This window comes from Stenotrophomonas sp. TWI1409, assembly GCF_039673015.1.
Lineage (GTDB): Bacteria > Pseudomonadota > Gammaproteobacteria > Xanthomonadales > Xanthomonadaceae > Stenotrophomonas > Stenotrophomonas maltophilia_A.
The window spans coordinates 28,531-40,976 of record NZ_JBDJKU010000022.1; the positions used below are offsets into that span (position 1 = coordinate 28,531).

A 12,446-nucleotide genomic window follows, 5' to 3' on the forward strand; every position below is an offset into this window, starting at 1 on the left:
ATTCAGGTGCTCAGTTTTGACCGCTTGGGCAATTGCGCCTTCAGGAAGGCCATCTGGTCGGCCAGGATGTTGCGGTTGGACAGGATCAGGTGCTCGATCCAGCTGGGCCGGTAAGGCACCGCCAGCAACGGCATTCCGGCCTGCTGCGGGGTGCGGTCGCTCTTGCGCGAGTTGCAGTGGAAGCAGGCGGTGACCACGTTTTCCCAGCAGTCCAGGCCACCCTTGGACAGCGGCATGACGTGGTCGCGGGTGAGCGTGGGGCGGTTGAACTGCTGGCCGCAGTACATGCACAGGTGCGCGTCGCGGGCGAACAGGGCCGGGTTGGTCAGGTTCGGCGTGGGGTCGATCGCGCGGGAGCGGGCGTGGCCGCGGGCGGCGATGATCGGGTGCAGGTCCATGCCGCTCTGCAGGCCGCTGAAGCGGTTGGTGCCGCCGTGGATGTGCAGGCAGGGATCGCCGAGTGTCCAGGCCACGGCTTCGCGGGCGTAGAGGCACGCCGCATCCTGCCAGGTGATCCAGTCCAGTACGCGTCCGTGGGCATCAAGCGAGAGCAGCCGGACCGAACCGGGGCGATGCAGCGTCGTGGCGTTGGGCGATGCTTCGGCGCCCGGAGCAGAAAACGGAGCTCCGGCTTCGATCAGACCCAAGCGTGTAGTGTCTGTCTCCATCGGGAGAACAGCTTATACCTGAATGTTGACGATTTGTGTATCGCCTGTCGGCGATACGCAAATCGTCAACATTCAGGTCCACGCATTCCTCCTATCCCCCGCACCTGTCGGTGCGCCCCCTTTAGCAACCCAGCCCGCCGTTGGCGCGCTGGGTTGCCCGCGCATTCTTCCTAATCCCCGCGCCTGTCGGCGCGCCCCCTTTAACAAAAGGGGGCTTTTCTCCAGATGGATTTCGGTGGTTTCCATCCACGCATGGCGTGGATCTACGGTGTCGACCAAGGTCGACACCTACCAGCAGCAGAAATCTGTCGAGGGCGGGGTGGGTCCGGTTGCGGGGGCGTGAGCCGCATGGATGCGGCGACCGAGCTTACATGGACGTACTTGCAGCGTCCCCCGCAATTGGACCCACCTCGCCACCCCGCAGGAAGCCAGCTCTTGCCGTTGATGTTGCTGTTGCGGGTGCCGGCCAGCGGCCGGCACTACCGCGGGTGCCGGGCGCAGCCCGGCTCAGGCGCCGAAGCGCTCGTCGTCCATCGCCATCAGCGGGGCGGCGCCGGCCTGGATCGCGGCGGCGTGGGCGAGGGTGCGCGGCAGTACGCGGGCGAAGTAGAACCGTGCGGTCTCGCGCTTGCCCTGAGCGAAAGCGGCGCCGTGCGCGCTGGCATCGGCGGCGGCCACGCTGCGGGCCCACCAGTAAGCCAGCACCACGTAACCCGAATAGAACATGTAGTCGTAGCTGGCCGCGCCGAGTTCGTCCGGATTGGAAGCCGAACGCTGCAGCACATCCATGGTCAGCTTGCCCCATTCGGCGGCCTTGGCGCGCAGCGGGCCGATGAACTCGGCCAGCGCTTCGTTGCCCTCGTTGGCCTTGGCGAAGGCTTCGATCTCGGCCAGCATCAGCTTCAGGCCGGCGCCCTGGCTGGACGCGGTCTTGCGGCCGATCAGGTCCAGCGCCTGGATGCCGGTGGTGCCTTCATACAGCGTGGTGATGCGTGCATCGCGGGCCAGCTGCTCCATGCCGTGTTCGCGGATGTAGCCGTGGCCACCGAAGCACTGCAGGGCGTTGTAGGTGTTCTCGATGCCCCATTCGGTCTGGCAGGCCTTGGAGATCGGGGTCAGGAAGCTCACCAGGGTGTCGGCGCGCTCGCGCTCGGCGGCATCCTCGGCGTGGTGGGCGACGTCGATCAGGGTGGCGGCGTGCAGGGCCAGCAGGCGGCTGCCCTCGACCAGTGACTTCACCGTCAGCAGCATGCGGCGCACATCCGGATGGACCAGGATCGGGTCGGCCGGCTTGTCCGGGAACTTGGCGCCGCTCAGGGCGCGCGACTGCAGGCGCTCACGGCTGTACTTCAGTGCGTTCTGGTAGGCGCGCTCGGACAGGCCGATGCCCTGCAGGCCGACGCCCAGGCGCGCGGTGTTCATCATGGTGAACATGGCCTGCAGGCCCTTGTGCGGCTGGCCGACCAGGTAGCCCTGCGCACCATCGAAGTTCATCACGCAGGTGACCGACCCCTTGATGCCCATCTTGTGCTCGATCGAGCCGCAGCGCAGTGCGTTGCGCTCGCCGACGTTGCCTTCGCGGTCGACCTTGAACTTCGGGGTGACGAACAACGAGATGCCCTTGGCACCCGGAGGGGCGTCGGGCAGCTTGGCCAGCACCAGGTGCACGATGTTGCCGGTCAGGTCGTGCTCGCCGGCAGTGATGAAGATCTTGGTGCCGGTGATCGAGTAGCTGCCATCGGCATTCGGCTCGGCCTTGGTCTTGAGCAGGCCCAGGTCGGTGCCGCAGTGCGGCTCGGTCAGGCACATGGTGCCGGTCCAACGGCCCTCGATCAGCGGCTTCAGGAAGGCCTCGTGCTGCCAGGCCTCGCCGTGCTGCTTCAGCGCTTCGATGGCGCCGTGCGAGAGCAGCGGGAAGTTGCCCCAGGCCAGGTTGGCGGCGTTGATCATCTCGTTGAGCGGCACGCCCAGGGTGTGCGGCAGGCCCTGGCCGCCCAGCTCCGGCGAGGCGGTCAGGCCGGTCCAGCCGCCATCGACGAACTGGTCGTAGGCCTGCTTGAAGCCGGGCGGGGTGGTCACTTCACCGGTGGCCTGGTCGAGCACGCAGCCGATCTCGTCGCCGACGCTGTTGAGCGGGGCCAGCACGGTGGCGCTGAAGCGGCCGGCTTCTTCCAGCACGGCATCGACCACGTCGGCGGTGGCGTCGGTGAAGCCCAGGCGGGCGAACAGGGGTTCGACCTTGAGCACATCGTGCAGGGCGAAACGGAGGTCGGAAAGCGGGGCGGTGTAGCTGCTCATCGGTACGTCTCGATTTGATCAGGGACAGGGGGAGCGGCGCCGGGCGCCGCGGCGGAAAGCGGGAGTCAGCGCAGCACGCCCGGCAGGCCCGGGGCCTGGTTGAGGGTGCTGCGGCTGCTGATGTCGAAGCTGCGCTGCTTCTTTTCCTGCGGCGTGGCTGCCACCGTTCCCTTCAGGCCATAGGCCAGGGTGCGGTTGCTGGCCAGCGCATCGGCCACTACCAGGCGTGCGGCCGAGCTGGGCACCAGATTGACCTGGATGACGTCGGCCGAGGTGCCGCCGATGGAAATGCCCGGCTTGGCCTGCAGGGTGCCGGCGTCGCTGTCGCCGACGGTCAGCGCCAGCGCGACGTCATCGAAGGTCATGGGCATGGAGCTGTAGTTCTGCAGGCGCAGGGCTACGGTCCAGTTGCCGTCGGCGCGCACGGTCAGCTGCTGCAGGCTGGCCGCCGGTTCCGAAACACGCTTGACGATGCCGTTGTTGCAGGCAACAAGGGCGAGGGTGCACAGGACGATCAAGGCGATACGGAAGCGGTGGAGCATGGGCGCAGGTCCTCTGGAGGGGTGCGTTGGATAAGCATACTACGGCGTATGGTCGTTTGGATCGCCTGTGGCGACCCGTCGCAGAGGGTAGCGCGTGAAGATGGCGGCCGGGCGTGCGCGGCGCCGGATGGCACGCGCGTGGTGCGCCGGATGCGGCGCGGTTCAGTCGGCGGGCGTATCGCGAATCGGAGCCATCAGGCGCAGTGGGCCGAGGTCGTAGCCCATCGTCTCGGCTTTCTCTTTCAACTGTTCGAACCGGGCGCGATCCATTTCCGGCAGGCGCGAGAGGATCCACAGGTACTTACGGTCCGGTTCACCGACCAACGCCCACTGATAGTCCGGGTCCAGTGCCAGGACCCAGTAGTCCGCCCAGACCAGTGGCACCCAGCTCAGCCAGTCCGGCACGAAGCGCACCTGCAACTGGCCGGGATGGCCGGCAACCGGGCGTGCCACGCCTTCAGCAACCACGCGTTCTCCGTCGCCGTTGCGGCAGGCATTGGTGACACTGATGCGGCCATCGCGGCGCAGCCCGTAGTTGGCGGTGATTTCGCCAACGCACTGCTTCTGGAACGACACCGGAAGATGCGCGATCTCGTGCCACTGGCCTGCGTAGCGGTCGATGTCCAGCGTGTCGACTGCGCGCACCGGTTCGGCGGCGATCACCGGGGAGGCGGCCAGCAGCAGGCAGGCAAGCAGGGTGGGGCGCAGAGGCATCGGCAGGCTCCAGGCAGGAGTCTGGAGCGTAGGTGCCACCGCACATGCCGGTGTAAATGTTTCGTCAACCGGGTGGTGTGGCCGCCGCTTGCGCGGAGCGCGAACAAAAAAAGACCTGCATTTCTGCAGGTCTCTGAAGATGGTGGCCGAAGACGGAATCGAACCGCCGACACGGGGATTTTCAATCCCCTGCTCTACCAACTGAGCTACTCGGCCAAATTGTGTGGCAACCGTGATCAAACCCGGTTTCCGGAAAAAAAAGACCCGCATTTCTGCAGGCCTTCGAAAGTGGTGGCCGAAGACGGAATCGAACCGCCGACACGGGGATTTTCAATCCCCTGCTCTACCAACTGAGCTACTCGGCCACATGTTTCGTTGCAGCGAGGTCGCTGCCAAGGACGCGTATATTACGGAGGTCGGCTGCCTTCGGCAAGCGTTTTGCCAAGATTTCTTCACATTGCCGTCTGCGCGCTCGCAAGTGCTTGATCCTCCGTTCTGGGGCGGGGCGTGGCCAGTCGATCATCGTCTGCGGTGGAAATCAGCAGATCGCCGCGATCGCCAAAGCTGCAAGGGCAAGGGCTGCGCCGGACCTGCGCCGGTCCGGGCGATGGAACGCTGTTTTCGTGGCCGCCATCGGGGATGGCTGCGGCGTAGTGTCGGCACTCCTTTCCTGATGCTGGCAACAGCAGAGACCTGGCCATGTCCGATCCCTCGACCACCTCCCGCATCGTGCTTGCGTCGCGTCCGCAGGGGGCGCCAAGTGCAGCCAACTTCCGCCTGGAACAGGTTGCGTTGCCGTCATTGGCCGATGGCGAGGTGCTGCTGCGCAACCGCTACCTGTCGCTGGACCCGTACATGCGTGGACGCATGGACGAGGGCCCCTCGTATGCCGCGCCGGTGGCGGTGGGCGCGGTGATGGAAGGGCAGACCGTGGCCGAGGTGCTGCAGTCCAACGCCGAGGGCGTAGCCGCAGGTGAGCTGGTGCTGGCGCCGGGGGGCTGGCAGACCCACGCGGTGCTGCCGGCCAAGGCACTGGGGCGCCGCCTGGACCCGGCCGGACTGCCGCTGAGTACCGCGCTGGGCGTGTATGGCATGCCCGGCTTCACCGCCTATTCCAGCCTGCATGAAATCGCCCGTTTGAAGCCGGGCGAGACGCTGGTGGTGGCTGCCGCGACCGGGCCGGTGGGCGCGACCGTGGCCCAGCTGGCGAAGCTGCAGGGCGCGCGCGTGGTCGCCATCGCCGGCGGCGAAGCCAAGCGTGCCTATCTGCAGACGCTGGGCGTGGACGTGGCGCTGGATCATCGCGCCGCTGATTTCGCCGCGACGCTGCGCGCGGCAGTGCCCAGGGGTATCGACGTGTATTTCGAGAACGTGGGCGGACACGTGCTGGATGCAGTGCTGCCGCTGCTCAACGACTTCGCCCGCATTCCGGTGTGCGGCACCATCGCCACCTACAACGAGCGGGGCGTCGAGCAGCCCGGCCCGGACCGGTTGCCCGCACTGTTCAGCCAGATCCTGCGCCAGCGCCTGACCGTGCGTGGTTTCATCGTGCACGACTTCAACCATCTGTGGCCGGAGTTCGAACGCGAGATGCCGCAATGGCTGCGCGACGGCCGCATCCAGTACCGCGAGGATGTGGTGGAAGGGTTGGAGAATGCGCCGGAGGCGTTCTTCGGGCTGTTGCAGGGGCGCAACTTCGGCAAGCTGGTGGTGAAGCTGGATTGAGGCCTTGGCGGTGTGCCGACCAAGGTCGGCACCCACGTCAGGCAGTCGAGGCCTTTTCCCGGCGCAGCAGTTCGCGCTTGCGCGCTACGCCCCAGGCATAGCCGGACAGGTCGCCATCGCGGCGCACCACGCGGTGGCAGGGCACGGCCACCGCCAACGGATTGCTTGCGCATGCGCGTGCGACGGCACGGCTTGAGCGCGGCGCGCCGATACGCGCGGCGATATCCGCATACGAGGCAGTCTGCCCGCGCGGAATCTGCTGCAGTGCCTGCCACACCCGTTGCTGGAACGCGGTGCCACGGATATCCAGCGGCAACGTGGCGCCTCGCGAAGGATCCTCGACCAGGCCTACGACCTGTGCCACCAGTTGCTCGTAGCCCTGGTCGGCGCCGACCAGTTCGGCTTGGCGGAAGCGTTGCTGCAACGACTGCAGCAGTGTCTCCGGATCGTCGCCGAGCAGGATCGCGACCACGCCGGTCCCGCTGCTGGCCACCAGCACGCTGCCCAGTGAGCTTTCGGCAAGCGCGAAGTGGATGACTTCGCCGCGCCCCCCTGCGCGCCATTGCTTGGGCGTCATGCCCAGCAACTTCGGTGCGTTCTCGTAGAAGCGTCCACTGGAACCGAAGCCAGCATCGTGGAAGGCGTCGGTGATGCGTTCCTGTTGTTCCAGCCCGGTGCGCAGGCGGTCGGCGCGCAGCGCGGCGGCGTACTGCTTGGGGGTCAGCCCGGTGGACTGCTTGAACAGGCGATGCAGGCGCGTCGGGCTGCAGCCAGCGATATCGGCCAGTTCCTGCAGCGAGGGTTCGTCGAGGCTGGTCTGCAGGTGGCGGCAGACCCGTTCGATGCGGTCATCGAGGGCGGTGGTGGCGGTACTGTCCATGGCCGGATTCTGGCACGTGCCGGTGCTGCGGAAACTCCGTTTCCTGCACTCACCTGTGAGGCCCGGAAACGGAGTGTTGGCGGGCCGAACGCACGGCATCGTGGCGGCCACTTCACAACCGGTACCACGACCATGCGCCTGAACAACAAGATCGCTCTCATCACCGGTGCCAGCGCCGGTATCGGCCGCGCCAGCGCGCTGCGCTTCGCCGCCGAAGGAGCAAAGCTGGTGCTCAACGCACGGCGGCCGGAGCCGCTGCAGGCGCTGGCCGAGCAGATTCGCGCTGCCGGTGGCGAAGCCGTGGTGCATGCCGCCGACGTGGCCAACCCGGGCACGGCGCAGGCGCTGGTCGATCTGGCCCAGCAGTCATTCGGCGGCCTGGACATCGCGCTCAACAATGCCGGCATGCTCGGCCCGGGCGTGCCGGCGGCGGAGTTTCCGGTGGATGCCTGGCGCGAGGTGATGGCCACCAATCTCGACGCCGCCTTCCATGCGGCACGCGCGCAGCTGCCGGCACTGCTGGCGCGCGGCGGCGGCTCGCTGGTGTTCGTCGGTACCTTCGTCGGCCACACCGTGGGATTCCCGGGCATGGCGGCCTATGCGTCAAGCAAGGCCGGGCTGATCGGCCTGAGCCAGGTGATCGCTGCCGAATACGGTGCGCGCGGCGTGCGCAGCAACGTACTGCTGCCCGGTGGCACCGATACGGAGATGGGCCGGCAGGCCGCACCGACCGGCGATGCCCGCGACTTCGTGCGCTCGTTGCACGCACTCAAGCGCCTCGCCGAGCCGGAGGAGATCGCCAATGCGGCGCTGTTCCTGGCCAGCGATGAGAGCAGTTTCGTTACGGGTACCGCGATGCGCGTGGAGGGTGGGGTGTCGATCACCCGTACCTGAGCGCGGTCACGTGCGTGGTGAGTAGCGAATGCCGCTGCTGGCCATGAAGCCTTTCGGATCGAAACGGGCCCAGGCTTCGCCCCAGTTGAACCGGGCGCAGCCGCCGGCCAGTTTTCGCCCCAATGCCGTGGCCAAGGTGCGGCGCATGAACGCGACTTCGGCATCGATCGCTGCCTGGGTTGGCCAGCCGTCTTCCAGTGTTGCACCGGGTAGATCGACGCCCATCGTCACCATGTCGAGCTGTTGCCCGTGGAAGCACAGGCTGATGCCAGCGGGCGCACCGCCCAGGCTGAGCCGGTGCAGGCTGAGCCAGTGATAGCCGGTGCCGACATCACGCTCCCCACTTACCAAGGCGGTAAAGGCGATGCGCGCTTCATCCAGTGAGAGCGTGGGGCAGATCAAGGCCGGCAGATTGCCGAGCTGGATGCTGCCGTCGGTCGCATCGAGGCGCATCGGCACGGCGTGTGCTGCGTGCTGGACAGAAGAGGGCATGGCATACCGGTGGGCGTGGTGCGTCGGATTCTGGCTGCACGGGGGCCGCAGCGGCAAGCCAGTGCCTGCACATGACGTTGGCACAGGACTGACCTGTGGCTTACCCGGCAACCTCTAGCGTGATGGGCAACGTTGGCGTTCCGCCGGCGAGGGAGATTTCAATGAACGAGCGAGGCAAGGATCAGGACCCGAAGCAGGGCATCCAGGAAAGCCGCCAGGACAGGAAGCAGGACGACGTGGCCAAGCAGCGGCCGGGGCAGCGCGATCAACAGGTGCGCGATACGCACTCGCGCAGCCCGCAGCGCAAGGACGGCGGCGAGGAGCCGGCCTGAGCCGGGGGGGCTGAAAAGAAAAAACCCGCAGATCACGGAGATCTACGGGTTCTTCTGAATAGTGGTGGAGCCAAGGAGGATCGAACTCCTGACCTCGTCATTGCGAACGACGCGCTCTCCCAGCTGAGCTATGGCCCCACGGCAGGCTTTCAGTGTAGCGCCGCCTGCCGGGCTTGCCAAGCGCCGGACCGGAACGGCGGCAGGCGTGGATCTGCCGCCGTCCCCCAGCCGGTTCAGGCCAGCGCCTGGCGCAGCAGATCGCCCGCGCGCTGTATCGCCATGCCGGTGGAAGCGGCCACGCCCTGCAGGTGGATGCAGGCGTGGATCATCCCCGGCAGCCGCTCCAGCATGCAGTCGACACCCGCAGCCTGCAGGCGGTGCGCGTACTGCTCGGCCTCGTCGCGCAGCGGATCGTGCTCGCAGCTGAGTACGGAGGCAGGCGCCAGCCCCTGCAGGTCGGTTGCGTGGGCGGGCGAGGCCAGTGCCGGCGGTGGATCCAGATCCATCCCACTCAGATAGGCCTGCCAGCAGCGCTGCATCAGTTCGGCGCTGAGGTAATAGCCCGTGGCGTAGTCGCGGTAGGAACCGCTGCCCATGCCGGCATCCAGCGCCGGGTACAGCAGCAGTTGGTGGCACGGTTGCGGCAGGCCCCGTTCGCGCAGCAGCAGGCAGCAGGCGGCGGCGAGGTTGCCGCCGGCGCTGTCGCCACCGATCGCCAGCCGCCGTGGGTCCAGGCCGAGGCGCTCGGCGTTGTCCTGCAACCACCGCCAGGCGTCGGCGACGTCATGCAGTGGAACCGGGAACGGGTGCTCCGGCGCCAGCCGGTAACCCACGGCGACAATCACGCAACCGCTGGCATTGGCCAGCGCGCGGCAGGGGCCGTCATAGACCGCCAGCGAACACTGGAACCAACCGCCGCCGTGGGCGAACAGCAGAGCCGGTACCGGTCCATCGGGAAGCCCTTCCGGCGTGTAGAAACGCAGCTCCAGCGCATGCCCGTCGCGCGCGATTACCGTGTGTTCGATCACATGCGCAACCGGCTGTGGTGCTCCCTGCAACTGTGGCAGCGCGCTCTCGCTGATCGCCCGCAGTTCGCGCAGGTCTTCCGGCAGCGCATGCGCGGCGACGGCGTCGACAAACTCCTGCAGCGCCGGTTCAAGCAGCATGGCGTGCCTCCTGCAGGAACGGCAGCAGCTGTGCAAGGAACGCCTGCGGCGCTTCTTCCATGATGAAGTGGCCGCAGCCCGGCACGATGCTGCCGCGCACATCATCGGCATGCGGTTGCAGGGTCAGCATCGGGGCATCGCCAGTGGCGTGTTCGGCGCCGATCGCCAGCACCGGCATCGGCAAACGGTGCTGCGCACGCAGCTTGTTCTGGCGGATCGTTTCCGGAATCGCGCGGTACCAGGCGAAGCCCGCCCTCAGTGCACCGGGCCGACTGTAGGCGGCAATGTAGGTATCGGCGGCCACCGCATCACGGCGGTACGACCAGCGGTCGAACATGAATTCCAGGTAGGCGCGCTCGCGCCCCGTAATCAGTGCTTCCGGCAGGTCGGCCACCTGGTTGAACATGAAGTGCCAGAGGAAGATGTTGTCAGCCGGTGCGGCGAAGATGCCCGGTTCCGGCGCCAGGCCGGGAATCACCGCTTCGGTGACCGCCAGCTGGCGCACGGCCTGCGGCTGATCGCTGGCCAGCGCATAGGCGATCCACATGCCGATGTCATGTCCGACCACCTGGTAACGATCGTGGCCCAGTGCCTGCATGGTCTGGTGCAGGACGGCGGCGGCACTCCCAGTGTCGTAGCCGTGGGCAGGGCGGTCGGATTCGCCGATGCCCGGTGGATCGACCGCGATGGCTTCGAAACCGGCTTCGGCCAGCGCATGCAGCACGTGGCGCCAGGCATACCAGGTCTGCGGCCAACCGGGAATCAGCAGCACCGGCTCGCCATGGCCGGCGGAAACACAATGCACGCGCTGGCCGTCGATACGCAGGTAGTGATGGCGCAGGGCATCGTCGCCGGCAGTGCCAGCGGAAGAAAGGGTGTTCATGGGGGTTGCTCCGTTGGGGCTCAGGCGATGCCGAGCATCTGCTGCATCTGTGTGGTGCTGATCGGTGCACCGGCGAAGTCGTCGAAGATCTTGTCGGTGACCGGAATGATGTGGTCGCGGATGAACGCGGCACCTTCGCGCGCGCCGGCTTCCTGGTCCTTCAGGCAGCACTCCCATTCCAGCGTCGCCCAGCCCGTGTAGTCGTACTGGGCCAGCTTGGAGAAGATCGACTTGAAGTCGACCTGGCCGTCGCCCAGCGAGCGGAAGCGGCCGGCGCGCTCGGTCCAGTCGGCATACCCGCCATAGATGCCCTGGCGGCCGCTCGGGCGGAACTCCGCATCCTTGACGTGGAACATGCGGATCAGCGGGTGGTAGATGTCCAGGTACTCCAGGTAGTCCAGCTGCTGCAGCACGAAGTGGCTGGGATCGAACAGGATGCGGCAGCGCGGGTGTTGGTCGACGCGTTCGAAGAAGCGCTCGAAGCTGGTGCCGTCATGCAGGTCTTCGCTGGGATGGATCTCGTAGCAGAGGTTGACGCCGTTGTCCTCGCAGGCATCGAGGATCGGCCGCCAGCGTCGTGCCAGTTCGTCGAACGCCGCGTCGATCAGGCCCGGCGGGCGCTGCGGGAACGGGAACAGATACGGCCAGGCGAACGAGCCGGAGAAGGTGCCCATGTCCTGCAGGCCCAGCCGTCGCGAGGCACGGGCGGCCAGGTGCAGCTGCTGCTGCGCCCATTCGCTGCGGGCCTTCGGGTTGCCGCGCAGTGCTTCGGGGGCGAAGCCATCGCAGAGCTCGTCGTAGGCCGGATGCACGGCCACCAGCTGGCCGAGGATGTGGGTGGTCAGTTCGCTGACCTGCAGGCCGTGCTCGGCCAGGGTGCCGCGGAGGTCGTCGCAGTAGTCCTGGCTGTCGGCAGCCGTGGCCAGGTCGAACAGGCGTGCATCCCACGCGGGAATCTGCAGGGCCTTGAAGCCGTGGCCGGCGGCCCACGCGGCAATGCTGGCGAGGCTGTTGAACGGGGCCTGGTCGCCGGCGAACTGCGCCAGGTGCAGGCTGGGGCCCTTGAGGGTCTGCATGTGTCGCTCCAATTGTTTGTCGATCAACAAAGAATAGGCGCGACCCTCGCGGTGGTCAACACCCGCGTTACACTGCGCGCCTCACTGGAGCAGGCAGGCAGATGGCAGGGCGACCGCGCGAATTCGACAGGGACCAGGCGTTGCGCAAGGCGATGCTGCTGTTCTGGCAGCACGGTTATGAGGGCACGTCGATGTCGGCACTGGTCGAGGCACTGGGCATCGCCTCTGCACGCATCTATGCCGCGTTCGGCAGCAAGGAGCAGTTGTTCCGCGAAGCCGTTGCGCTGTATGAGGAAGGCGAGGGCGGCTTCGCGCCGCGCGCGCTGGAGCAGGCCACGCTGCGCGAGGCGATCGGGTCCATGCTGCGTGACGCCGTGTTGACCTACACCCGGCGCGGGCGGCCACACGGTTGCCTGGTGGTGTCCTCGGCCAGCAGCGTGTCGCCCGATGGCGAGGGCGTACGGGACTGGCTGGCCAGCCATCGTCGCCAGCGTACGGCGGCGATCATTGCGCGGCTGCAGCAGGCGCAGGCCGAAGGGCAGCTGGCTGGCGATGTGGCGGTGCAGGCACTGGGCGATCACTTCGCCACGGTGCTGCACGGCATTTCGGTGCAGGCCCGTGACGGCATCAGCCGCGAGCGGCTGCTGGCGATGGTCGATGTGGCGTTGACCCCGCTGCCCTGAGTCAAGCCTTCGGGGCGTGCCGAATGCCCGGTGACTGTGCCGAAACCGCTTGTTTCGCCGGGTTTGGGTGCTGCGCAACGAAATCGTAACAAT

The 12,446-nt window shown here is 67.1% G+C and carries 13 protein-coding genes and 3 tRNA genes; 4 read left to right on the forward strand and 12 right to left on the reverse strand.

All coding sequences use genetic code 11. The features are described from left to right. Positions 1 to 2: 2 nt before the first annotated feature. From ABE423_RS09425 to ABE423_RS09450, 6 genes are all read right to left on the reverse strand, one after another. Entirely contained in the window at positions 3 to 668 is a 666-nt protein-coding gene (locus ABE423_RS09425; RefSeq protein ID WP_019336875.1) for an HNH endonuclease, read from the reverse strand. A 507-nt stretch (positions 669 to 1,175) separates the two neighbouring features. Next, positions 1,176 to 2,966: an acyl-CoA dehydrogenase C-terminal domain-containing protein gene (locus ABE423_RS09430; RefSeq protein WP_346485839.1), complete on the reverse strand. Its 1,791-nt coding sequence runs from the start codon at positions 2,964 to 2,966 to the stop codon at positions 1,176 to 1,178. Between the two features lie 65 nt (positions 2,967 to 3,031). Continuing rightward, on the reverse strand, positions 3,032 to 3,508 hold the full coding sequence (locus ABE423_RS09435) for an LEA type 2 family protein (protein ID WP_032130304.1): 477 nt from the start codon (positions 3,506 to 3,508) through the stop codon (positions 3,032 to 3,034). A gap of 162 nt (positions 3,509 to 3,670) precedes the next feature. Further along, entirely contained in the window at positions 3,671 to 4,222 is a 552-nt protein-coding gene (locus ABE423_RS09440; protein ID WP_032130303.1) for a lipocalin family protein, read from the reverse strand. Positions 4,223 to 4,362: 140 nt separating this feature from the next. Beyond that, a tRNA-Phe gene (locus tag ABE423_RS09445) sits at positions 4,363 to 4,438 on the reverse strand. Positions 4,439 to 4,511: 73 nt separating this feature from the next. Continuing rightward, a tRNA-Phe gene (locus tag ABE423_RS09450) sits at positions 4,512 to 4,587 on the reverse strand. Between the two features lie 334 nt (positions 4,588 to 4,921). Here ABE423_RS09450 and ABE423_RS09455 point away from each other — a divergent pair. Next, positions 4,922 to 5,947: an NADP-dependent oxidoreductase gene (locus tag ABE423_RS09455; protein WP_197615933.1), complete on the forward strand. Its 1,026-nt coding sequence runs from the start codon at positions 4,922 to 4,924 to the stop codon at positions 5,945 to 5,947. Positions 5,948 to 5,984: 37 nt separating this feature from the next. On the opposite strand, the gene ABE423_RS09460 is transcribed toward ABE423_RS09455, so the two are convergent. Next, entirely contained in the window at positions 5,985 to 6,827 is an 843-nt protein-coding gene (locus ABE423_RS09460; protein ID WP_032130301.1) for a methylated-DNA--[protein]-cysteine S-methyltransferase, read from the reverse strand. 132 nt (positions 6,828 to 6,959) lie between these two features. Here ABE423_RS09460 and ABE423_RS09465 point away from each other — a divergent pair, with 132 nt between their 5' ends. Then, a complete protein-coding gene (locus ABE423_RS09465; RefSeq protein ID WP_032130300.1) occupies positions 6,960 to 7,721 on the forward strand; it encodes an SDR family oxidoreductase in 762 nt (253 codons plus the stop codon). Between the two features lie 6 nt (positions 7,722 to 7,727). Here ABE423_RS09465 and ABE423_RS09470 read toward each other — a convergent pair whose 3' ends face one another. Then, positions 7,728 to 8,213 carry a hypothetical protein gene (locus tag ABE423_RS09470; protein WP_197585214.1) on the reverse strand — a complete coding sequence of 162 codons (486 nt, stop codon included), beginning with the start codon at positions 8,211 to 8,213 and terminating at the stop codon, positions 7,728 to 7,730. Between the two features lie 161 nt (positions 8,214 to 8,374). Here ABE423_RS09470 and ABE423_RS09475 point away from each other — a divergent pair, with 161 nt between their 5' ends. Beyond that, positions 8,375 to 8,545, forward strand: a complete 171-nt coding sequence (locus tag ABE423_RS09475) for a hypothetical protein (RefSeq protein WP_165929940.1) — start codon at positions 8,375 to 8,377, stop codon at positions 8,543 to 8,545. Between the two features lie 62 nt (positions 8,546 to 8,607). On the opposite strand, the gene ABE423_RS09480 is transcribed toward ABE423_RS09475, so the two are convergent. The 4 genes from ABE423_RS09480 to ABE423_RS09495 form a co-directional block, all read right to left on the reverse strand. Continuing rightward, positions 8,608 to 8,683: transfer RNA gene (locus ABE423_RS09480), tRNA-Ala, on the reverse strand. Between the two features lie 95 nt (positions 8,684 to 8,778). Beyond that, on the reverse strand, positions 8,779 to 9,711 hold the full coding sequence (locus ABE423_RS09485) for an alpha/beta hydrolase (protein ID WP_253144726.1): 933 nt from the start codon (positions 9,709 to 9,711) through the stop codon (positions 8,779 to 8,781). Further along, positions 9,701 to 10,594 (reverse strand): alpha/beta hydrolase, encoded by an 894-nt coding sequence (locus tag ABE423_RS09490; protein WP_032130297.1) that lies wholly within the window; start codon positions 10,592 to 10,594, stop codon positions 9,701 to 9,703. Before ABE423_RS09490 ends, ABE423_RS09485 begins: the two co-directional genes overlap by 11 nt. Positions 10,595 to 10,614: 20 nt before the next feature. Then, positions 10,615 to 11,670 carry a sugar phosphate isomerase/epimerase family protein gene (locus ABE423_RS09495; protein ID WP_253144722.1) on the reverse strand — a complete coding sequence of 352 codons (1,056 nt, stop codon included), beginning with the start codon at positions 11,668 to 11,670 and terminating at the stop codon, positions 10,615 to 10,617. 101 nt (positions 11,671 to 11,771) lie between these two features. On the opposite strand from ABE423_RS09495, the gene ABE423_RS09500 reads away from it, so the two are divergent. Further along, positions 11,772 to 12,353 (forward strand): TetR/AcrR family transcriptional regulator, encoded by a 582-nt coding sequence (locus ABE423_RS09500; RefSeq protein ID WP_049461862.1) that lies wholly within the window; start codon positions 11,772 to 11,774, stop codon positions 12,351 to 12,353. Positions 12,354 to 12,446: the final 93 nt, after the last annotated feature.